The organism is Methylobacterium brachythecii, assembly GCF_014196345.1.
GTDB lineage: Bacteria > Pseudomonadota > Alphaproteobacteria > Rhizobiales > Beijerinckiaceae > Methylobacterium > Methylobacterium brachythecii.
This window is the reverse complement of sequence record NZ_JACIDN010000006.1, coordinates 186811-209632: the sequence shown is the minus strand read 5'-3', so window position 1 is coordinate 209632 and position 22822 is coordinate 186811. Positions and strand designations below refer to the sequence as shown.

The following is a 22822-nucleotide window of genomic DNA, read 5'->3' as shown; positions in this document are numbered from 1 at the left end:
AATCGGTCGCCGTGAGCTCAAGATGGAAACGGCCGACGATCGGGCACGGGCAGCGAGTCTAGTCGAACGGGAAGCCGAACAGGCCGCCGGTCTCTCCATCCGTCAGCTTCACCGAAAGGACGCCTTCGGCGACCTCCGGATCGGCGTTCAGAACGCATCGGTCGAACCCCGACCCAGCGTTGGCCCCCGCTTGCGCACTCGCGGATCGTGTGCCGACAGAGGCTAGGCGCGAACACTCCGTAGGCGCCGGACACCGAATGATTACGAACCGCAAGCGATGATCGCGGCCTGATCGCCGGATCGAAGACAATGTACGACGAAGAGCCGCTCAAGCCCTGGCCCCATCCCGATAGCGAGGTGCTGTACTATCGCCGCCGCGTGCCGAAGGATCTAGTCGAACTCGTAGGACGCGATCACGTAAAGATCAGCCTTCGCACTAAAGACATGCACAAAGCTCAGTTAGCCTACAATGAAATTCATCTTAAGTACAAAGAAAAATGGAACAATCTCAGGCAAGGTTATCGAAAACTTGATGTATTGGAAATCGCGACCATCGGCGGCCATTTGTACGACAAGATAACAAAACTGGCTTTAACGGGAAAAGGTATCTCGCTTCACTATTTTTATCATTTGACGAGCATGTGTGGAAAGCTACTGAAAGGCGATCTCCACGAAAGCGAGCGAGAGCATTTCGACCACGACATCGGCCGCCACATCGATTCCTATCTTGAGGAGCGAGGTCTCATCGTCGATGCCCGGACACGCAGGGCGATCGAACGGCAATGCGCGGAGGCCGTCGTTCAGGCGTCGGCACTACCTTTCTACTGGGCAGGCGGCGACTTCCGTCCGGATCCCGAGGCCGGCCGGTTTCCACGCCACGCGGCCATTAAGCCGGTCCTCCGCGCTCAGGCGTCGTTCACGGCCTACGCCGCCGCGTCCGAGCTGTCGCCAGCCACGAGAAAGCGGTGGTCTCCGGTCTTCGCAAGCCTGGTGCGCTACGTGGGACGCGACGACCTCGCCTTGATCGACGCCGATACGATCGCGGGATGGCTCGACCACCTGCTCGAAGGCAAGGACGCCGGGAAGGGCAGGAAGCCCGAGGCCGTGACCGTTCGCGATGTCTATCTGGCGGCGGTCAAGGCCGTTTACGGCTGGCTCGTCGCCCGACGGAAGCTCAAGGAGAATCCGAGCCGCGACCTGAAGGTGAAGGTGCCCGCCGGCCGGAACCGGAACATGCGGGAGTTCGACGATAGGGAGGCCTGCCTCATCCTGTCTGCGAGTCTGCGCGTGCAGCCCGACGATGTGTCGCCGTTGCATAGGGCCGCCCGGCGATGGGTGCCCTGGCTCTGCGCCTATACCGGCAGCCGCGTGAACGAAATCACACAGCTCCGGGCTGAGGACGTCGTCTTCGACGACGGGGTCTGGGCGTTGCGGATCACCCGGGATGCCGGCCGGGTGAAGGATCGGAAGCCGAGGCTGATCCCTCTTCATCCCCACGTGGTCGAACAGGGATTTCTCGAATTCGTCGAAGCCTGTGCGGCCGGACCGCTCTTCTACGAGCCAGACCTCGATCCAGAGCTCAACCCCGTCCAGCGGGAGGCCCACAACGCGTCGCGCTACCAGGCGGTCGGCGCCCATATCGGATCATGGGTCAGGAGCCTCGGCATCGTCGGTAAGGATGTCGGCCCCTCCCATGCGTGGCGGCACCGATTCAAGACCGAAGGCAGACGGGTCGGGATGTCGGAGCAGAAGCTCGATGCGATCCAGGGCCATGCCGCGCGGACCAAGGCCGAGAACTACGGCCGCTGGCCCGCTTCCGTGCTTCTGCCGGAGATCCTCAAGCTGGCGCCCTACACCGTGACCGACGCATCGGTTTCGGTGTCGCCGGCTCCGGTCTTCGCCTACGACTACGGTTCTGACCGGTCGGCGGCGGCAGCGGACCGTTTGAAGAGGCGTCACCTCGAAGCGGCCTGATGCCCGCGTTCGTTCGAGACATGGCGTGCGGATCTCCGCTCGACCGCTCTTCGACGCGGACCCAAGGTACCGGATCCTCCTTCAATCCAGAATGAGCCGTCGCACTCCCCGCGGCTTGCATGCCGGAGGCTTCGGGGGCTGTGAGGGCTCCGGCGGAGGCGTTGTAGGACGCACGGACTTCGCAGCAGCCATTTCGGCGAGAAACACCGCAATCCACGCCTTCGCCATTTCGGAGAACGGCGCATCGGGTTCGGACTGGCTCCTGATTTCGGCGACTGCCCTCCGCGCGCCCGCACGGAGGCGCTTAATGGCGTTGTTTCGGACCGCGTGGTGTTCCGCGTCCGGCACCTCGATCTCTTCCAACTCGTCGGCGGTCGCCGACAGCTCGACCACGAGCTTGCCTAGAAACTCGAGCTTCCTGAGGACGCGAGTCCGCTCTTGGACGAGCGCCAGCCTGTTGAGACCGTAGACCTGTATGGATACGGCGCCGCGTTCGCTGAGCCCGGCAGCTCGGGCCGCCCGTTCGACATCTGGTATGGCGGCCGTCGGCTCCGGCAGAACCACAGGTCCGGCGCCGGTGGGATAGACGATGCCGAGCGGATTGAGCCGATCGATATGAAAGCTCAGATGGCGGCCGGGATCGTCCGTACATGGATCGAGTAGAAGACATTGCTCGGCAGCCAGGGCGGCCGTCAGCATGCCTGGTGCGGGTTCCTGGATGCTGCGGACGCCGAGCGCCGAGATCGGGAAGCTGGTTTCCTTGCCCGTCTTGACGCTCGTGAAGCCCGTGCGTCGAGCTTGGTCCAGCCCCGCGCTGAGGCTGGCGAACGCCGACGGAGTAGGTTGGTAGCGCCTCCGGTTGCAGTCTATGCAACTCGGCAGGAGGTTGGTCCATTCGGCCGCGAGCCACCAATATCCGGGATGGACTTGGCCTTCGACGCCCCCTTTCGGCCGGAAGTGTTCGATATCAACCGGGGCGGTCACATCGAAGCGGCTTTCGCAGTATGCGCACTTGCCGTGGAACAGCGCGTCCAGGGCATGGCGCACATCGTTGCCCTTGTAGGCCCTGAACGGGTAAGTGCCTTTCCTTCCGGAAGCGTAGTGCGCGCGAGCGCCATCGAGTTCACTCGGGCCAGTGCGCCCCGGGATCGACAGACTGGCTGGCCCAGCGAAGGTTGCCCGATCGACGCGACGCAATCAAAGGTCTCCCAATGCGGCGATGATCGCGTCTCGCGTTTCATCGCGAAGCCGCGTCAGCTCGGAATGGGACTTCCCCCGGCGATCGAGCAGATACCGTTCGACCGCTTCCTGGATGAGGCGCTCCACCTCCGTCGAACCGACCGGTATCGCGTCGCCGATCTGAGACCTGAGCGCCATCCGTGCTCGCTGCAGGGCCGCGCCGGCGTCGCCGGAAATTAGTTCGCCGGCCTGTTCCCGGGCCAGCAGGTCGCCGAAGCGAGCGAAGCTGTCCTCCAGCGCCGGAGCATCGGTCGTGTGAAGCTGGAAGAGATCCGAGGTGAGCAGCTGCTCGACCGTCAGGCCGCCCATCGGGGGTAGCTCTTCCAGTTGCTCGACGAAGGTCGGCGGCAAGCCGTACTGTTCTGTTCGTCTTATGCGGCGGAAGACCCGTACCTCCGACGGTGCGAGGCCGCGCAGACAGAGGGGATCGTGGGTCGTCATGATGAAGGTCACACCGGGCAGAGCCTCCCGCAGCCCCTGGATGATCCGCATCTTCCATCTCGGATGGAGATGCGCCTCGACCTCGTCGATCAGAACGACGGCGCGCGTCTTCGCCAAGGTGGTGCCGGTGCTGCTCTGAAGAGCGGTCAATCCGCGCATCACGTCGCAGGTCATGGCGAGAACCGCCCGGAACCCGGACGAAACCGCGGAGAGCGGCGTACGGATTGTCGCCGTTCCGCCGTCCGCCGCCGTGGTGCTGACGACGAGCGCGCATTCCTGCCTGTCCCTATCGATGTCGATGACGTCGACGGCCTGATCGATCGCGAGAATCATCTTCAGGGCACGGGCGACCTCCTCGAAAAGCGGAGTTTCCGCCAGGGACACGAGCCAGGGCTCGGGGTTCGGAAGGACGTAGTCGAGTTCGAACAGCGATCGGATCCTGGCCGATGGCCGGGTTCGCCGGTCGACCTTTCGGAACAGGCGGAAGGCGCCGTAGGCGAAGACCGGAATCCGTGCGAGGTCGCGTCCTTCCCGGAACGGGAAACCGGCGCCGACGGCGACCGTCGCCTCGTCGCCGTTCTCGTATCGGACCTTCAGCGACGCAGCTGGGCGCCGACCGGCGCGGCCTCCCATCCATTCGGGATTGAGGATGCAGTCCGAAGCGACGAGCTTGAGGTCATCCCGTGCGTCCTGCTCGCTCAAGGCCAGCGCCATTCCTTCCAGGATTGAGCTCTTGCCCGCGGCGTTCTCACCGAGAATGACGATCGCAGGCGCCAATTCCGATCCAGGGTAGCGTCCGATGAGCTGCGCGGCGGCTGTCGAGGTTCCGGACTGCGCCGGCAGCTTGATCTCGATCTTCTCGAGCGCCTTGTAGTTCTCGATCGTGAAGGCGACCGGGCGAGCGTCGCCGCGTAGCGGGCGACGACTGCGCTTCCGACGGACATGGACCTGCTCCGGGACGTGCAGGAGTTCGTCGAACGCATCGCGCAGCCGCCGGTCGAACGAGGGAAGTTTGAACTGCTTCGCGAAGAAGCGGCCGATGACCTTGGGCGAAAGGGACTGCGAAGACGCCTTCCCTCCGACGAGCTTCTTGGCGATCTCCCTGAGCAGCATGTACCCGGTGCCGCCGAAATCCTGATCGAACAGCTCGGAAACATCCGAGAAGCTGCTGCGGCCGCTCAGGATGGAACCCAGTTCATCGAGATGGAAGGAGTAGGCGGACCGCCGTTCTTCGACGAGCTGCTGCCGGTTGAGGGAGAAATGCTCGATGGTGAACTCTCCGCGCGAGCTCAATCCCACCAGTTCTCCCCCCGGCAATGCCGTCAGGTGCCGGGCAAGGGTATCGCTTCCGCACGGATCCAGCAGCAGCGGTGTTTCGTCGATCGGGTGTGGCCAGGAGGCCGGAGCCCGATCGACGTACGAACGGATCTGGGTCCGGCTCGGTATCGGGCAACGCTGGTGGAGCGTCGGAAAGACCGACTCCTCGCGCGGGCGGCAATCGTCGCAGATCGGATAGAGGTTCTGCCAGGAGTTCACGAGCCAGCAGTAGTAGAGATGACTACGATCGGCATCGCCGGGAGGAGCCGCCGACGATGGGCCCGCCTCCTCGATCGGCCGGAACCGGTAGGCGCGTGTCGGCCTACTCTGTTCGCAGAACGCGCAGCGCTTGTTGAACAGGCGCGTCAGAGCCTGGTCGATCTCGGGGTCCTGCACAAGGAACGAGCGCAGGCTCACCCGGTTCTGCGCGAGCTTGCGGTTGTCCGTTCCGAAGATGGCGCGAAGCTGTTCCCGTGCCCGAGTCGTACGCTCGTCCGACAGGCAGCGGGGCGGTGGTTCGGCAGTGCGGTCGACCTTCCTCATCGATCGCAGCTACCCGTCCTCGCGAAGGAATGGCTCGTTCCGCCGAACCCAGCGCGGCACCTGCGCCACCCGTGACGACCGGTTCCGAAAAAATGAGCGGACCGACGAAGCCGGAGAAACGTCGATCCATCCGCCCCGAAGTTGTTCCATTGGCCCTTCAAGGAAAACATGCGTCGAGAGCAATGAAATTCATCGTCAAAAGCAGGGATATCCAATAGAATCGGGGCATCCATCGAAGTCGGAAGCGCTATGACCGATCGACCTATCCTCATTTTACATATCCCTTGGATGTTGAATTACGCTGGACTGATCGGCGGAGACGCGCCGATCGGAAAGTTCGGATACAACATCGATGTTGGTCCTGGTCCGGAAATCTATAATTTCGCTGTAAAACATGATGTCATGTATGGCTATGCACCTGTAAATCACGCCACCATCAATATTACCAAACTCGGCGCCGCGCGAAACGACGACTTTCTGGACGGCGCCACCGTGGTCTGGACGGCAAGCTGGCCCGGGATCAAGAGCCGACGCTTCATCGTCGGCTGGTATGAAGGCGCGCGCGTCTACCGCCGCGTCCAGGAGCGAAGCGGAAAGGCGTCGGTCAGCGGTCCCACGCACCAGTCGTTCAATACGACGGCCCCTGCCGATCGTTGCCGCTTGCTGCACCGGGACGAGCGGACCTTCAGCTTCCAACCCATGACGACCGGCCGGCCCGGACACGCGCCCGCGTTCTATCCGGCCCTATCGGCCGATCCGAAATGGCTGGCTCAGGTCCGTGCCTTCGTCGCCGATCCGAAGTCCCAGCCGCTTTCGAAGGCCGTCGGCAAGGGCTGGGCGCGGCAGGCCGATCCGGAGCTCCGCAAGAGGATCGAGAAGGCGGCCGTCGCTCGCGTCCGCAAGCACTACGAAGACCTCGGCTACAGGGTGGTGAGCCGCGAGGTCGAAGGCGTGGGGTGGGACCTCGATGCGTCGAAAGGCGATCTCGAACTGTGCATCGAAGTCAAAGGCGTTCACGGCAGCAAGCTCGGCTGCGAAGTCACCCACAACGAGTACGGCGCCATGCTCGATCTCGACCGACAGCCCTTCTATCGACTGTGCGTCGTCACCGAAGCCTTGTCCGACCATCCGACGCTGCGGATCTTCGGCTTCGACAAGCGAACCCGGAATTGGACCTCCGAAACGGGGGAGGTTCTCGAGTGCGAGGAGTTGACGGCGGCCCGCTTCACCCTTTCGCAGATTCGAATGAGGACGGATCGGGGATGAACCGGCAGCCGAGCCGCCATCCGGGAGATCGAGAGGCGTTTCCGTCGGGATGACGGCGGCGTCATACACCCCCGGCATATCATGGTAGACGCGAGCTGCCGCCAGCAGCGTCGATCGATCCGCTCACCCGCATGATCTATTTTCCGGACACGAACTTCCTCCTGCACTTCAAGGATCCGCAGGACATCGACTGGTCGGTGGTCACCCAGGATCGGCATGTCCGGATCGCGATCTGCAGCAACACCCAGCGCGAGATCGACAAGATGAAGTTCGATCTCCGCGGTCGTGCTCAAAAGCGTGCCCGCAGCTGGTCTTCGACGATCGGCGACATGATCGAGGCGGACGAGCCGTTGGAATTGCGGTCCGACGGTGCCGCGGGTCCTCGCATCACGGTCGAGCTTCATCTCGAATGGCCGCCGAAATGGTCTCCTCCGAAGGATCTCGATACGTCCCGTCTCGGGGACGACAACTTCATCGCCGACGTTCTCGCCTTCCAGGCCGCCTACCCCGACGAATCCGTTGCTTTGATCACCGCGGATACCGGACCGCTCGGCAAGGCTCGTCGCCACAATTTGCCGGCCATCCGCCCCTCGAAGTTCGATTGGGAGCTGCCGCAAGAGGCCGACGATCGGGAAAGGAAGATCCAGCACCTCGAGAAGCAGCTCAAGGCCGCGAACGAGCAAGGCCCGTCGATCGTCGCTCGGATCGCCGTCGACGGCAGCACCGCGTCCAAGCTGACGATCCCGGCGACGACCTATCTGGATCTGTCGCAGCACCGGATCGAGGAAATGCTCGCCGGGTTGCAGGAGCGTCACCCCCGGACGACCGGATTTACGAAACCGGGACCGGACTACGAGGCCCCTCCCCCGGCAACGCCCGGTCGCCTGACCGTGGCTCACCTTCGCGCGCCGTTCGACTGGAAGGAGCCGACCGAGCAGGAGATCTCCGAATACGGCGCCGCCTACGATGGATGGATCGCCGATGCCCGAACGCTCATCGAGACCCTGCCGGGCCAGCTCCAACAACGCTCCTTCGAGGTCGTCTTCGAGCTGGAGATATCGAACGACGGCAGCGAACCGGCGAAGGACGTCATCGTGTCCATCGAGGCCAAGGGCGCCCTCCTCCTGCGTCACGACGCGGAAAAGGACGGCGACGCCGATCCGCCTGCGCCGGTACTCAGCCTCGCCAAGGCGGCGATCGACAGGAGGCTCCGGCAGCCCCCCGTTCCGCCCGCCTGGACGAAGGTCTTCCGCTCGGAGCCGGTCGTCAGCCCGAATTCCGCATCGACCTTGGCCGTGAAGGCCGGTTCCCTCGCGGGCATGGCCGCGCGTGATCAGATCTATGGGTCGGCCCTGGCGCGGGCCGGACTGCTGGGGGGCACCCTCGGATCGAGCATCTTCCCCCACGAGGGTGTTCTATCGAGGGCCCTCGGCCGTTCCTTAGACGCGGACCTGATTTCCCGAGCCTCCGCATTCGCCCCGACGCGCTTCGACACCTCGCCGCTCGATCTCATTCCGCGCTCCAGGGATCCCGAGGTCTTCTATTGGCAGCGGACGCCCGAGCGGCTCGACAGCACGTGGGAATTCGAATGCAGGCTGTTCCGCCATGGCATCGCACCGGAGACCTGGACCGTTCCGGTCGTCGTGTCGGTCGACGACCTGTCGGGCGGCGCCGTCGAGATCGAGGTGCACGCCACGAACCTCCGGCATCCGAAGCGGATCAAAATTCCGGTCCGGGTCGCCGTCGAACCCGAGGACACGGAGGCCGTTCTGCGCGAGCTGCTGCCCTAGCCCTCCCGTTCCTTCGATATGCCGTCGCCGACCTTCCCGCTGGTACACGCCGGTGGTACACGCGGATCTGCGCAAAGCGCCGAACGATTCGTCGTTTCAATGGCTTAGGTTGGAGAGTGATGACGGGGGTGTGAATCCCTCCCTCTCCGCCAATTAGTCCAGTCAAACTATTGAATCTTTTGGATATTAGTGTCTCGCCGCGGCCGCGTGTCGGGAAGCGGGCTGCTGCCATTTAACCCTCGATCGTTCTGAACATGTGCTTGATCGTCTGCCGATAGGTGGCATTGCGCAGGGAGTTTCGTATCGACTTGGCTCCCAGCGCCTCACCTGCTGTTCCTCGGCAGGGTGCAGTTCTTTGATTGCGCAGCCGCGACAGGCCGTCGTCCATGAGCGGCGCAGCGTCGGGGCGCCCTCGATATTCATAGCGCCTTGGGCGAGCCCTTTGTGTGCTGGAACTGGCAACACAGCCCAAGTCATTCGCGCCGAGTCAGGTTTTTCCTCAGTTTCCGGAGGCGGTTGTTATCAATAGCGTCGAGCTTGTGTGATTTTACCGGGTGGAGAGACTGATGGCGGTAGGCTCGGGATCGATCTTGAGCGACGGGCCCGAGACGTGGGGAGCGCCCCAATCACTCCGCAACTGTGTTGGTGCCGACCAGATCGTTCCGCGTGCAGCGGATGCCTGGACCAGCCTCAAGCCCAGCCTCGAACGCGTGATCTCGGAGGCCAAGGTTCGTCGTGTGTTGGAGATCGGCGGCGGTCGTCACCCCTTCTTCACCGTGGCGGAGGCCGAGCGGCTCGGGTTCGATCTGACGGTCAACGACCTGGATGCGGAGGAATTGAGCCATGCCCCCGGCGAGTTCGGGCGGCTGGTGCTCGATATCGCAGGCGATCTCGACGGCTCGGGCGTCGAGCGCGGCGTGTACGACCTGATCTTTTCGCGGATGGTCTTCGAGCACGTGCGCGACGCAGAAAAGGCTTGGTCGAACGTCCACACTCTGCTGGCGCCGGGCGGGATCGGCTTCGCCTTCGTGCCGACGCTGTTCTCGCCGCCCTTCGTCATCAACAGGGCGATGCCGGAAGCTCTCACCAGCCGGGTGCTGCGCCTGATCGACCGGACGCGGAATCCAGACGAGATTCCGAAGTTTCCCGCCTTCTATCAGGCCTGCCGAGCGAGCGAGACCGCGCTCGCGCCGATGCTCACCCGGATCGGTTTCAGCGAGGTCTGCGTCGTTCCATTTTTCGGCACGCCCTATTTCCCGGCTGTCCCGGTCCTCAAGCATATCGCCAGCGCCTTCGATCGCTGGGTCGAACGGCGGGATTGGCGCATCTTCGCCAGCTACGCCTACATCGTCGCGCGTAAGTGACGGCTACCGGTACACCCGGACGTGGTCGATCCAGAGATCGTAGTACCCGGACGGTGGCACCGCGACCGGCCAGTCCTGGCTGATCGCCAGGGTAAGCATCATGAAGAATGGCGACTGGCTGGCGGCGCGATACAAGGGTGCACGGAATTTCTCCGCGCCGTCGAAGTAGAAGATCACCTCGTCATCGGTGATTTCGACGCCGTAATCGTGAAATCCGAGCGAATAGTCCGGCAGCCCCGTAATGTTCCTCTGCGCGATCGGGTGACGCCCGGTCGCAGGAGGGGGTGGCCAATCATGTTCGGTCGCGACGTATGAAGTCGTCGCGTGTCCGTATCCCTCAATGACGTCGATCTCGACGGCGCCCTGCTTGGCGCTGTTGCGAATGCTGTTTTGGTCGAGGAGCCAGAACGAGGGCCAGCAGCCCGGGCCGGCCGGAAGAAGCATCCTCACCTCGGCATACCCCTTGCGGAAGGCGGCGCTGGCCGAGCCGTCGGGGAAGCCCGTCGAGAGGTGGCCTGTGGTCCATTGGCGGCCGAATCCCGCTGTGTCGGTTCGCTGAGGTCGGTAATTCGCCCGCACCCGGAGGAAGCCGTCCCGGATCGTGTAAGGGCTTGCCTCCGCGGATTTGTAGCCGAGGAACGCGGCTGCGCTGTATTCCTGTCCGTCGGGCTTTGGACCCGCATACCAGATCTTCGCTGACAGCGCGTCGAAGCTCTCGTTCCAGATCAGGGTTCGGCCATGCGCTGGGTGGCCCGGTGGCCTCTCGGTGGGTGGGGAGCCGTCTGCACCTCCCTCGACGAAAAGATGAACGCGCAGGCTCAAATTGGTCTTGAAGGAGTGATCATCCGGCGGCGCATCCCAGGCAAAGACGTCGACGACCAGCGGACCATTTTCAGCCTTCGAGAGATCGACGATCGCCGTGAAGCGCTGGTCCGCATCGGGGACTGCAAGTGTCCAGACGCCACCGATCACGATCGCCACGCTGCGCATGCCCCTGGCGATGCCCGCGAACGCGACCTTGTCTGCCCGCACTCGCATCCGGTCATCGTCGATCGCAACGGTGGACGCTTGAGCGCCTAGAAGTTGGTTATGGGTCGTGGTCCCGGTCGGCCCGGGTGACGTGAGCTGCAGGGCGAACGGTCCGCTCGTTGACTGGCCGGACCCTGTGAGGCCCTCCGATGCTGTCGCAGGACTGGTCACGACGGCGGCCGCGAGGAACGCGCCTCCCAGCAGAATGAGGCTTCGCTGCCGGGTGTGCATGACCACTTTGCCTTCCATGTCGATCAGGCCGGAGACGCGGGTCCGTGAGCGCGCTGCGGGAGGACGGGACGCCGGGCCACCGCCAATCGGACCGGCCCCTGCGCCGGCGCCTCGAGGTCGACCGGGGTCGCCGCCAACGCGGCGCAGATGAAGAACAGCAGTCCGAGATCGATGGTCGTCCCCGCGATGCAGCCGCTGATGAACAGGGCCGCGCAGGCCGACGCAGCCGCTTTGCGCACGATGCGCCGATCAGGATCCCTTTCGAAGCGAGGTGCGACGAGGCAGGTGACCAGGAAGGTCGCGTAGGTGAAGGCTCCGAAGATCCCGATCGTCGCGAGGGTGGCGATCACGATGTTCGAGGCGCGCGCGCTCCCTGGGCCGACGCCGAGCCCGTAGCTGTCGTAGAAGTTGATCAGCGCCTGACTGTTCCAGCTCGCTCGCTCCATCGCGGAAGCCGTACTCCCCTTCATGAAGATCAGCTGTTGCAGGATGTCGCTGATGCTGGCCGTCAGCGTGTCATGAAGGTTGATCGTCCCGACGAGGATCAGGGCGACGATCGGGCTAAATGCGAGGAACGCCAGCCGCGCTGGGCCGACGCGGCCGTAGAGCAGCAGTCCGAGGCTGCCGAGGTAGACCAGCGCCAGATAGACCGAGAGCCCTGCATAGGCGGTCGTCGAGGTCGATGCGACCAGGGCGAGGAAGAGCAGCAGCGAGAGGCCGCCGACGATCCGGGATCGGTAGCCGTCGAGCCAGAGGCTGAAGGTGAAGGCGAAGAAGGTCAGCGTCGCAGTCGCGAAGGCGGATGCTTCGGGAAACGACCCCACCAGGCGCTTGAACCCGACGACCTCGGCCGTATCGAGCATGCGGTAGGTGGCGTTGCGCATGAAGGCCAGGAAGTCGGCCGTGCCCGTGAAGAAGGTGGCGTAGTCGAGCGCCGCGAACGCGATGTTGAGACAGCCTCCGATCAGGATCGCCTGCACGATCCAGCCATGGCACTTCCGATCGCGCGCAAAGGCGTAGAAGACGCCGAAGCACAGCACGTCGGCGACGAAGTAAGCGGTCTGCGAAAGGTTTCCGCTGACGGGCGCGAGCTGTGTGAGCAGCAAGCCCGGTCCGAGATCGGTGCGAGCGATCGTGAAGACGTAGCTGGTGCCGGCGAAGAGCCGCGGCATGAAGACGGCGGCCAGGGTCGCGTAGAGACCGGTCATGAGTAGCCAGAAGCCCGGCTGCGGCCAGGCATAGGCCTCCAGTATCCGGCCGGCGAAGGGCCGGCGCAACGCGATGAGCATCAGGAAGCCGAGCAACACATGCGCGGGCGGCAGGTTCGCCGAGCCGAGCGCCGTCAGAATGGAGGCGGCCGCGGCCCCGAGTAGCGTCGCCGCGATGCAAGCCGTGATGGCGAGACGGTGGCTCTGCACGAGGCCGAGGAGCCCGACGATCAGCGTAGCGAGGCCGATCCACTCGAACGTCATCTCTCAGGCGCCGACCGAGACCAAGGCGGGCGGTCGAGGCCGTTGCGGGACGACGTCCGACAGGCTCGCCTCGATGAAAGCCCGCATCCTGCGCTCGAAGACCGGCGTGGCGAAACGCTCCGAAAGACGCCGGATCGCCTGCGGGTCGATGGTCATGCGTTCCAAACGCGCGACGCCGTCGACGATCGCCGCGACGGTCTGCTCGTGGAAGAACAGGCCTGTGACGCCATCGACGACGGTCTCGGTGGCGCCTCCGCGGCCGTAGGCGAGAACGGGACGCCCGCTCGCCATGGCTTCGACAGGCACGATCCCGAAATCTTCCTCGCCGGGGAAGATCAGGGCTGCGCATTCGGCATAGAGCCGTCGCAGCTCGGCGAAGGGCTGCGGCCCGAGAACGGTCACGGTCGGGCCAGCGATGCGGCGGATCTCCGTCAGCATCTCGCCCCCGCCGACGACGACGAGCTTGCGTCCCATGGCGTTGAAGGCTTCGACGGCGAGGTCGGGCCGCTTGTAGGCCACGAGCTCGCCGGCCATGAGGTAGGTCTCGCTCCCGCCTGCCTTCGCCTCGATGTAAAAGTCGTCGACGGCCACCGGCGGCGGAATGACCTGGGCGTCCCTCCGGTAGTAGCGCGCGATGCGCTGCGCGACCGTCTGCGAGTTGGCTACGAAATGATCGACGCGCTGGGCCGACAGCGCATCCCACGAGCGCACGTAATGCGCGGCGGGCATCATCAGCATCCGCTTCATCACGCCCGTCGATCGGCGATAGTCGTGGTACATGTTCCAAACGTACCGCATCGGCGAATGGCAGTAGCAGATGTGGAGCGAGTTCGGCGGCGGGACGATTCCCTTGGCAGGCCCAGACTCGCTGCTGATGATCAGGTCGTAGCCGCGCAAGTCGAGCTGCTCGAGCGCCATCGGCATCAACGGAAGGTAGTTCTTGTAGAGTTTTGCCGGGAACGGCAGCGAGCCGATGAAAGACTGCTGAACTCGGCGCGAACGGATGAGCTCGCTGACGGCTTCCGGGCGATAGACATGCGTGAAGAGATCGGCATCCGGAAACATCCGGCAGAGCGACTCCACGACCTTCTCGCCGCCTCTCATGCCGACGAGCCAATAGTGGATGATCGCGACTCGCATCGTGGATCGGTCCCCTTCAGAGATCGGCCGTCGCTGTCATCGGCTGCGGCGAGGCTCCCGCGACGTTCCGGCCCGGCCACGCTAGCGGGCCGTCATCAGCCCGGTCAGTCAGTTCGCGCGCCGATTGCCGTCGGATTTTCCCTGACGCTGAAAAGATTTTCACCGTCTTCGCGATCTGCTGCCCGTCGGGAAGTCTGACGTCGCAAATCTCGATGCTGGCTGCTGCGGTACCGAGACCTGATCGTCGTCAAAGGAATGAGATGTTCGCATGCGTCTCGGACACCACGACTACCATCTCCTGCGACGTCTTCGACACACTGCTCCACCGAGACGACAGGGCTGAGAGCAGCCGATTTCGAACCATCGCCGAGCTCGTGTCGCAACGTCTGGTCGGCGAGCACTGCGTCGCTATCGACCCGAGGCTCGTATGGCGCACTCGGATCGGCGTGCAGCGGGCAGCTTACCGGGCCGTCGAACTCGCCACCCCCGATGGCGACGTGCGCTTCGCGGATCTCGTCGCCGTGACCGCAACAATCTTGGGACTTGAGGGGCGTCAAGCCGCGATCCTGCGGGAGGCCGAACTCGCAGTTGAGCGGCAGCAGCTGAGGCCGAACCGCCCGTTCCTGACGTGGCTGGCAGAGCAGGCGCGAGCGGGGCGCCGTGTCGTGGCGGCGAGCGACACCTACCACGACGGCGCGACCATCGAGCATCTCCTCGATACGCTGGCGCCCGGCCACCCGGTCGCCGCGATCTATACAAGCGCCGATCTCGGCGCGACGAAACGATCCGGCGCGCTGTTTCCCGCACTGCTGCGCGCGGAAGGAGTGCGCGCGGATCAGGTTCTGCATATCGGCGATGATGCTTTGGCCGACGTCGCGATGGCTTCGGCCGCCGGGCTGAAAACTCTTCACCTCGTTCGGCCCCGCCACATCCGCATCCGGCGCAAGGCGGACGCGGTGCGTGCGCGGGTGGAACGCGTGCTCTCGCATCGCAACGGCTTTCTCTGGAGCCGGGGAGCAGCCCTCACATGAGCGGGTCGTCGACGGCATCCTCCGTACCCAGTCCGGAAGCTTTCGGTCGAGAGGTTCTCGGCCCGATCCTGGCCGAATTCAGCTTACGGCTCTGGTTCTCTCTGCGCTTCTTCCCGAATCCGGAAGAAGCGACGCTGCTGTTCTGCGCCCGCGGCGGCCTGCGGCTGAGACACGTCTACGAGAGTTTCCTAGCCCGCACCGGTCTGACCTCGCCGGTCGTCGCGGAAAGCCTGATGGTCTCTCGCCTCGTGGCCGCTCGGACCTGTGCGCCGGACCCAGGCGACGCCTTGCTGTCCGAACTCGGGCGCGAGTTCGAGGGGCGGCCGATGGCAGAAGTCGCTCTGGCGCTCACGCAGCGCCCCGATCGGACCCTGTCATCGGACTGGGATGCACGCTTCGAGCCGCAGCTTTTTGCAGCGCTCCTGATGGCTCCCGACCCCGCTGCAGTGGCCGTCCGACAGGCGATCGCCGGCCAGGACGCTCTCTTCCGCCGTCATCTGCAGGCGCGCACCGGCGGCCGAAAGACCGTGATCCTGTGCGATACCGGGCTGTATGGCAGCACGGTGCGGCTTCTGCGCGACGGCATTCCGGACCGGAGCTGGTTCTGCTTGCAATTCGCGCGCAGCAACTACAAGCGCCTCGCCACGCCTCATTTCGACTGCACCCGCGGCCTCTCCATCGAGAGCGACAGCTACAAGCCCTGGGAAATGCGCACGTCAGGCCTGCGCTTCTGGCAACTGATCGAAGCCGTCCTCGAGCCAGACCTGCCGAGCGTCCGCACTTTCGCTGCGTCGTCTCCGTCAGAGGAGCCACGCTCGAATCTGCAGGTCGAAGGCTGGGAGAACCGGATCGCGGATGACGTCCGCGGCCTCTTCTCCGGGGTCTTGGCCTGTATCGAGACCCTCGACGAGGCGTCGCTGACGCGGATCGAGGATGACGCTGCGCTCGCATGGCGCCGGTTCCGGCGGGCGGTGATCTGGCCTGGCCGTGACGATCTCGCCATGCTGAGTCTCGCCGATCGCTCCCGCGACTTCGGCCGCACCGAGACAGTGACGCAATTCGCATCCGGCGTCGCATCGGGGCGCGCGGGCAGAATCCGTGACAGTCTGTGGCGCGAGGGAGCCGTCATGCGGATGTATCCGCGGCTCGGCCGCGTCGGATTGCTCGCGATCGAACTGGCCCAGACCGGTCGCGCGCTACGCTCCGCCTATAACGGATGGCGTGGCATCGAGGCCGGCCGGCTGGCCGGCGCCCGCGCATGAGGATTTTGCATCTCGCCAACCACTGCCACGAGATCGGCAACGGCATCATGAACGTAGCCGTGGACATTGCCTGTCGCCAGTCCGAGCGCGGGCACGCGGTCGCCATGGCCAGTGCGGGCGGCTCCTATGTGAGGCTCCTGGCCGATCATGGGGTCGGGCATGTAGACCTGCACCAGAATTGGCGTGAGCCTCTGACGTTGCCGCGGGCGGCCTTGGGACTGAAGGCCCTGATCCGCTCCTGGAAGCCGGATGTCGTCCATGCGCACATGATGACCGGCGCCCTCCTTGCCCGGTTCGTGCGCGCTGGCGCCAGCTGGAGACTGGTCACGACGGTCCACAACGAGTGGCAGCGCAGCGCCGTGCTGATGGGCGTGGGCGACCGTGTCATCGCCGTGAGTGCGGCCGTGGCAGAGCAGATGAGCAAGCGCCGCATTTCGATCTCCAGGATCGACGTCGTGCGCAACGGGCCGCTGAATTCACCGCGCCGGGCACCCGACGGGGGCGACGTCGCCACCCTCTCGCATCCTGCCATCCTTACGGTCGCAGGCCTGTACGCCCGCAAGGGCATCGGCGACCTCATCACTGCGTTCGGCGTTCTGGCGGAGCGTCATCCGAGCGCTGCCCTCTACATCGTCGGCGACGGTCCCGACCGCGCCCGGTTCGAGGAGCAGGCGCGGGCGAGCGGACTCGGAGGGCGTATCCACTTCACCGGCTTTCTGGCGGACCCGCGGTCCTACTTTCGCGGTGCCGACATCTTCGTCCTTGCTTCGCGCAGCGAGCCCTTCGGTCTCGTCATCGCGGAGGCGCGCGAGGCCGGCTGCGCGGTGGTGGGCAGCGACGTCGGCGGCATTCCCGAGGTGCTCGAGGGCGGCCGTGCCGGGTTGCTGGTACCGCCGGGCGATCCCGAGACCCTCGGCAGGACCCTGTGCGGGCTGCTCGACGATCCCGCCGCCCTGGCTCGCTGGCGTGCGGCGGCGGTGCGAGAGCTCGACTGGCTCGACACGCGCCGCGTGGCGGATGAGACCGTGCAGGTCTACCAACACGCCATCGACGCGTATCGCCTGCGCTTAAGCGGAAGACCGGCCGCCCCTGGCACCGGACATCCCTCCCCTGCAGATCGGCCTGCGGGGTAGCGTATGTCATCGCGCTTCGCCCGCAACTCCCTGTTCGCTACTCTGGCGGGCCTCTGCACCGCGCTCGGCAGCTTCGTCAGCATGGTGCTCGTCGCGCGTTTGCTCGGGCCGACCGACACGGGCGTCATCGCCTACGCGCTCTGGCTGGTGACGCTCGCCGTCACCTTCGCGGATTTCGGCATCTTCCAGTCGCTGACGCGCTATCTGCCCGAGCTGACCGCAGGAGGTGACGATGCGGACGCGCTCGGTCTCGCGGCCTACCTGCTGCGCCCCTGCCTCGCGCTGGCGGCGCTGGGAGGCGCCATCTTCGCCTGGCTCGGTTTCAAGGCAGATGGCCCAAGCCCCGACTCGCTGGCCCGGATCTGGTGGCTGATCGGTCTGCTGTTCACGACGCAGCTCGTCTCGAATTTCGGTCTCGGCTTCCTGCGCGGGATGCAGCGCTTCGACGCCGCCGCGAAACTGACACTCGGTTCGCTGCTGATGCAGCTCGTTGCCGTCACGGCGGGAGCGCATTTCGACGGAGCCGAGGGCGCATTGCTCGGCTATTGCGCCGGCGGTCTCCTGCCGATCGCGGCGGTGATCCGGATCGGGACCCACGGCGCCCGGATCAGCCCCGACTTGCGCAGGCGGACCCTACGTTTCGCGCTCTATGCGTGGGCCGGCGCACTGACGACGACGCTGATCTGGTCGCGGTTGGAGATCTTCTTCCTGCAGCGCTACCAGGGCAGCGAAGCAGTCGCCCTTTTCACGGTCGGGTTCACCTTCTCGAACCTCGCCTCGCAGGGGCCTCTCCTGCTGACGGGCGGCCTGCTACCGTATTTCGCCGAGAGCTACGGGCAGCGCGCGACGGACCGCACGCGCAGTGCCTACGCCACCGCGACCCGGATCATGGCCTTCCTTCTGTTTCCGAGCTGTCTCGGCCTCGCCGCGATCCTGCCCGCGCTTCTGCCCCTCATCTATGGGCCGGCCTATTCCGCCGCGATTTCCGTCGCCAGCGTGCTGGTAGCGGGGGCTGCCATCGGAGCGACGGGGTCGGTCGGGTCGCAGATGATCTACGCGCACGAGCGCAGCGACTTCGTCTTCGTCAGCGGTCTCGTCGGCGCCGCGCTCTCGATCGCCGCCGGCTTCCTGATCGTGCCGTCCTTCGGGATGATGGGAGCTGCCCTGTCACGGGCAGCCGTTCATGCCGTGATGGTCGCTTGGGGTTCGTGGTTCATCATGCGCCGGCTCGGTTGCCCGATCCCGCTGGGTGATCTCGGGCGACTCCTGATCGCTGCGCTGCTTTGCGCTTTCGTCGCCTTCCTTTGCGTCAGCCTAGTGCGAGATCCGATGCTGTCTCTTCCCCTCGCAATTGGGAGCGGGGCGGTCGTCTACCTCGTCGCCGTGCGGAGCCTCGGCGCGCTCCCGGCGCAGGACGTCGGCCGCCTGCGTGCGCTGGCGGCCAGGATTCCCGGCCGCGTGCGGACGCCGATGGACAGTCTCCTGACGATGCTCAGTCCAAAGCGAGCCTGAAGGGCGCCGGCCTAACCGGTGATCGAGAGCGAGAAAGGTCGCGATGTTTCCAGATCCGGTACGGCTCGGACGTGCCCTGCGGCGGCGCGTCCTGCGGTTGACACCGTTCGTCGACCTGCAGGTCCGGTACGATGCAATCGATCGACCTCAATTCGCCTACGGCATCTATCAGGCCGCCCGGCAGGCGAAGGCGCTCGGCTACGACGCGATGAGCGTGCTCGAATTCGGTGTCGCCGGTGGCAACGGCCTCCTGGCCATGGAGAACGTGGCAGCCGTGATCGGCGCCCATCTCGGAATACGGATCGACGCCTACGGGTTCGACACGGGCCAGGGAATGCCTCCGGCACTCGACCACCGGGACGCACCGTTCATCTGGCGCTCCGGGCAGTTCCGCATGGATTTCGAGGCGCTGGCCGCGCGGCTGACGACTGCCCGGCTCGTGATCGACGACGTCGAGGCCGGATTGAAGCGGTTCGTCAAAGACATGAGGCCAGCGCCGATCGGCTTCATCTCTTTCGACATGGATTATTATTCGTCGACCCGGAAAGCGCTGGCGCTCTGCGACGAAGGCCACGACCTCTTTCTTCCGCGGCCCTTCTTCTACTTCGACGACATCGTCGGCGACGATTCCGAACTGCATTGCGAGTTCATCGGAGAACTGCTGGCGATCCGCGAATTCAACGACGCGCATCCCGCCATGAAAATCGCACCGATCCATGGATTGGCGGCGAAGCGCGTCGTGCCCGACCATTGGCATGTCAAAACCTTCGTGCTGCATCGGTTCGAACATCCGCGGTACTGCGACTTCGTCGGTGCGAAACCGAATTGGCAGATGCCGCTGAAGGCGGCTCGCAGTCGAAGCCGAACTTGGACTCCGGCGTGAGAGCCGAGCTTCTCCCGACGGGCGCCTCGCTCGAAAGGGTGATGCCGGGTCGCGGGCCGTCAGAAGGCGCGCGCGGCGACGGCTCGTTGCCGGCACGCGGTCGGCTGCATCAGCTCGACGGACTGCGCGCCGCCGCCGCTCTCGTGGTGGTGGTCTTCCATTTCCTCAGCGCCTTCGCTCCGCGCTTTGCCGTCGGCGAGGGCGTGACCCCTTCCCTGTCGGACGGGACCGCATTCGGAGCGCTCTTCAACGGGCCGTTCTCGGTGTCGGTGTTTTTCGTGCTGAGCGGTTTCGTCGTCTCGAACTCCGCGGCCGGCCGGCGCGAGCCCGTTTATCTCATGGCGCCCCTGCGGTATCTGCGGCTCGCTCTGCCGGCCACGGCAAGCGTCTGCCTCGCCTGGATCCTGCTCTCGGCAATCCCGGACGCAGCGCGCGAACTCGATCGGCTCGCGCCGAGTCCCTGGCTGCAATGGGTCCATCAGGGCCTCATCCCATCGGCGGCCGCCGCGCTCTCCGACGGTCTGGTCGGGACGTTCCGCACCGGCGGATCGCTCTTCAACAATGTGCTCTGGACCATGCGGATTGAGCTGCTCGGGTCGTTCCTGCTCTACGCGGTCTATGCCTGGACGCAGGGTCTGATTCGGGTCGCGATCCTCGTTGCGGTAGGGATCGCTGCGGCCGCGATGCACCGGTTCCACTACGACGGCTTCATCCTCGGCGCGCTGCTACGGGAGGCCTGGATCCGCGGTCAGCTCGGTGCGGTCGCGCCGGTGGGGTCGTTCTGCCTCGGTCTCTTCCTCGGCAGCCATGCGACGCTCGTCGCCATGGGGCCTGACTGGCTTGGGCGGGTGATGCCTGGCGAAGGGCTCGAACCGATCGGCGCAGCCCTCATCGTCTACGGATGTCTATGCTCACCGCGCCTGGGCCGCGCATTCGCCAGTCCGGCAATGCGCTTTCTCGGACGCATCTCGTTCTCGCTCTATCTCGTCCACGTGCCGATCCTGTGCACGCTCACCGCTGCGACGGTGGTTGCACTATGGCCGCTCGGCAACTTTGGTCTCGCAGGCGTCTTCGCCGCCTTTCTGGCCCTGTCCCTGTTGGTCGCGACGTTGTTCACCTACCTCGTCGACGAGCCGGTTCTCGGCGTCTTGTCCAGCCTGCGTCGCGCCGCTACGCCGATGCTGCGCCGGCCGCGCATCGCCTGACCCCTCTGCTTCAGATGTGGAACAGGACCGAGCCGTTATCCACGAGCACGGCCGCGTGGGGGTCGAGCCAATCGCAGCCGCGCGACGCGTAGTTGGCCGTCATCGCTTCGACGCCATGCTCCGTTCCGTCGAAGCTGAAGCCGCTGACGTAGAGGTTGCGGTCGTTCATGTGCCAGCCCGTTTCAGGATCGTAGACCGGCGTTCCCGCGGCATCGTTGACGAACTCGACGGCGATCTTGTGCGGCCCCGACCCGAAGGCACCCGTGAGCGTGACGTCCTGGCGTGCGCCCGAACCGTGATCGGCACTGACCTCGTAGGTCCCTCCGACGCGCACGCCGTCGACCGTGACCGTGAAGGCAGGGCCGCCGTTCCAGAGATCGCCGGAGACGTGGAAGGTCAGGGTATCGGAGCCGGGCGCGACCACGGGGACGGCAGGAGGAGTGGGGGTGACGGGAGTGCTCGGAGCGGTCTCCACCGGCGCGGCGGGAGGCGCTGTCGGTGCCACCCCCGGGGGGGCGGTCGAAGAGGAGGCGCCGTTGAAAGCGAAGGTTGCCGTCCCGTTATTGACGAGAACGGCGGCGTGGGGATCGAGCCAGTCGCAGCCGCCGGAAGCGTTGTTGGCGGTCATCGCCTCGACGCCGTGCTCGACTCCATCAAAGCTGAAACCGCTGACGTAGAGATTGCGGTCGTTGACGTGCCAACCCGTAGCCGGATCGTAGACCGGCTGTCCCTGAGCATCGTTGGCGAACGTGACCGCGACGACATGGGGGCCGGCGCCGAAATCGCCGGTAAGACTGATGTCCTGGTGAGCCCCGGTGGCATGGTCGGCCGTGACGTCGAAGGTGCCGCCGACAGGCTTGCCGTCGACCGTGACCGTGAATTCCGGCCCACCGTTCCAGAAGTCTCCGGAGACGTGCAAGATCAGGGTGTCCGTCCCGTGCGCGGGCGGCGCGACCGCCGCCGCCACCGCCCCGTGAAGGTCGGAGGTGTCGGCTCCGTCCGGCGAGGCGATGTGCTGAAGCGCCACGGCAGTCGCGCTCGGATCGGCCGAATAGGCGCGGACGTAGTCAACCAGCATCGAACGGGGATCGTCGGTCGTTCCTGCCACGCCCCGCGACATCGCCAGTGCGATCACCGGGTACATCGCCCCGTGCATGTCGGCCGGCGTTGCGAGTTCTCCGATGGCGGTGCCGTCGTAGTAGAACGTGATGGTCGTGGGCGTCCAAAGCGCCCCGAAGGTGTGGAAGCCTGCCGAAAGGGTCGGCTGATTGGTCCAGACGGTCTGGAAGGTGTGCGCTCCGGTCTGCTCGGTATGCACCGAGTTCGTCAAGGTGGTCGGATCGGCGCCGAAGGTCTCCACGATGTCGAGTTCCGGCGGCCAATGGCCGTCGGCTGCGAGCAGCCAGAAGCCGGGCCAGGAGCCCGCGCCCTCGGGCAAGTCGGCCCGCATCTCGAAGTAGCCGTAGGTCTGCGAGAACGTCTCGGCCGCGTGGATCAGCCCAGACGACCACAGGCCGGGATAGACCAGATCGGCCGCCGCGCCGGTGGCCGGCGCCGCTTCGATCTTCAGCGCTCCGTTCGTGATGGAGAAAGGCTGGATCCCGGCGCTGGAATCGACGAAGGCCGACTGGCCGAAGCCGATATCGACTCCGGGTCGAAGTAATGAGCCCGGGCGGGTATCCGCCCAGACGGTGCCGCTGCCCGTTGCCGATACGCTGAGTTGGTTGAATTCGTCGTCGAAGGTCAGCCGATAGCCGGTCAGATCGATCACGATGAAACCTCAGGTTGGTCTGACTCAGCAGAGATCACGGCAGCATTGCGAATGCTTGCTCGATCGAAGGCTGTCGCGAAACCAAAGTCATTCGCCTTTGTCGAAAATGAGATTCTATTCGAGAGCTTTCGAGTTCCTGAAAATCCGCTGCTGAAATTTCGAGCAACTGATTGGTCGGCGCAGAAACCGACAGGATTTTCTTCACAAGACTGATGATCT

General features: G+C 65.0%; 16 protein-coding genes. 10 read left to right on the top strand and 6 right to left on the bottom strand.

Annotated features, from left to right (window positions below; genetic code table 11):
• Window positions 1-309 precede the first annotated feature (309 nt).
• Window positions 310-1974: a DUF6538 domain-containing protein gene (locus tag GGR33_RS16980; protein WP_183507348.1), complete on the top strand. Its 1665-nt coding sequence runs from the start codon at window positions 310-312 to the stop codon at window positions 1972-1974.
• A gap of 81 nt (window positions 1975-2055) precedes the next feature.
• On the opposite strand, the gene GGR33_RS16975 is transcribed toward GGR33_RS16980, so the two are convergent.
• Window positions 2056-3171: an HNH endonuclease family protein gene (locus GGR33_RS16975; RefSeq protein WP_183507346.1), complete on the bottom strand. Its 1116-nt coding sequence runs from the start codon at window positions 3169-3171 to the stop codon at window positions 2056-2058.
• Entirely contained in the window at window positions 3172-5514 is a 2343-nt protein-coding gene (locus tag GGR33_RS16970) for an AAA family ATPase (protein ID WP_183507344.1), read from the bottom strand.
• A gap of 249 nt (window positions 5515-5763) precedes the next feature.
• Here GGR33_RS16970 and GGR33_RS16965 point away from each other — a divergent pair, with 249 nt between their 5' ends.
• The 3 genes from GGR33_RS16965 (at window position 5764) to GGR33_RS16955 (ending at window position 9934) form a co-directional block, all read left to right on the top strand.
• A complete protein-coding gene (locus tag GGR33_RS16965; RefSeq protein WP_183507342.1) occupies window positions 5764-6780 on the top strand; it encodes a protein NO VEIN domain-containing protein in 1017 nt (338 codons plus the stop codon).
• Between the two features lie 131 nt (window positions 6781-6911).
• Window positions 6912-8570, top strand: a complete 1659-nt coding sequence (locus tag GGR33_RS16960) for a PIN domain-containing protein (RefSeq protein WP_183507340.1) — start codon at window positions 6912-6914, stop codon at window positions 8568-8570.
• A 566-nt stretch (window positions 8571-9136) separates the two neighbouring features.
• Complete coding sequence (locus GGR33_RS16955; RefSeq protein WP_183507338.1) at window positions 9137-9934, top strand: class I SAM-dependent methyltransferase; 798 nt, start codon at window positions 9137-9139, stop codon at window positions 9932-9934.
• A gap of 3 nt (window positions 9935-9937) precedes the next feature.
• Here the strand turns inward: GGR33_RS16955 and GGR33_RS16950 are convergent, their stop codons facing one another.
• From GGR33_RS16950 to GGR33_RS16940, 3 genes are read right to left on the bottom strand one after another with little or no spacing between them, the layout of a single operon-like run.
• On the bottom strand, window positions 9938-11212 hold the full coding sequence (locus tag GGR33_RS16950; protein ID WP_183507336.1) for a glycoside hydrolase family 16 protein: 1275 nt from the start codon (window positions 11210-11212) through the stop codon (window positions 9938-9940).
• Between the two features lie 5 nt (window positions 11213-11217).
• Complete coding sequence (locus GGR33_RS16945; RefSeq protein WP_183507334.1) at window positions 11218-12666, bottom strand: hypothetical protein; 1449 nt, start codon at window positions 12664-12666, stop codon at window positions 11218-11220.
• Window positions 12667-12669: 3 nt separating this feature from the next.
• Complete coding sequence (locus GGR33_RS16940) at window positions 12670-13806, bottom strand: glycosyltransferase (protein ID WP_183507332.1); 1137 nt, start codon at window positions 13804-13806, stop codon at window positions 12670-12672.
• 212 nt (window positions 13807-14018) lie between these two features.
• Between GGR33_RS16940 and GGR33_RS16935 the strand changes: the two genes are divergently transcribed.
• The 6 genes from GGR33_RS16935 to GGR33_RS16910 are packed head-to-tail and all read left to right on the top strand — an operon-like array spanning window position 14019 to window position 20832.
• Window positions 14019-14837 (top strand): HAD-IA family hydrolase, encoded by an 819-nt coding sequence (locus GGR33_RS16935; protein ID WP_343068550.1) that lies wholly within the window; start codon window positions 14019-14021, stop codon window positions 14835-14837.
• Window positions 14834-16099, top strand: a complete 1266-nt coding sequence (locus GGR33_RS16930; protein WP_183507329.1) for a glycosyltransferase — start codon at window positions 14834-14836, stop codon at window positions 16097-16099. Before GGR33_RS16935 ends, GGR33_RS16930 begins: the two co-directional genes overlap by 4 nt.
• Entirely contained in the window at window positions 16096-17232 is a 1137-nt protein-coding gene (locus tag GGR33_RS16925) for a glycosyltransferase (protein ID WP_183507328.1), read from the top strand. Before GGR33_RS16930 ends, GGR33_RS16925 begins: the two co-directional genes overlap by 4 nt.
• Window positions 17233-17235: 3 nt before the next feature.
• Entirely contained in the window at window positions 17236-18744 is a 1509-nt protein-coding gene (locus tag GGR33_RS16920) for a lipopolysaccharide biosynthesis protein (protein WP_183507326.1), read from the top strand.
• A 43-nt stretch (window positions 18745-18787) separates the two neighbouring features.
• Window positions 18788-19627, top strand: a complete 840-nt coding sequence (locus GGR33_RS16915; RefSeq protein WP_183507324.1) for a hypothetical protein — start codon at window positions 18788-18790, stop codon at window positions 19625-19627.
• Window positions 19624-20832, top strand: coding sequence for an acyltransferase family protein (locus GGR33_RS16910; protein ID WP_183507322.1), 1209 nt, complete (start codon window positions 19624-19626; stop codon window positions 20830-20832). Before GGR33_RS16915 ends, GGR33_RS16910 begins: the two co-directional genes overlap by 4 nt.
• Window positions 20833-20842: 10 nt before the next feature.
• Here GGR33_RS16910 and GGR33_RS16905 read toward each other — a convergent pair whose 3' ends face one another.
• Entirely contained in the window at window positions 20843-22603 is a 1761-nt protein-coding gene (locus GGR33_RS16905; protein ID WP_183507320.1) for a carbohydrate-binding domain-containing protein, read from the bottom strand.
• Window positions 22604-22822: the final 219 nt, after the last annotated feature.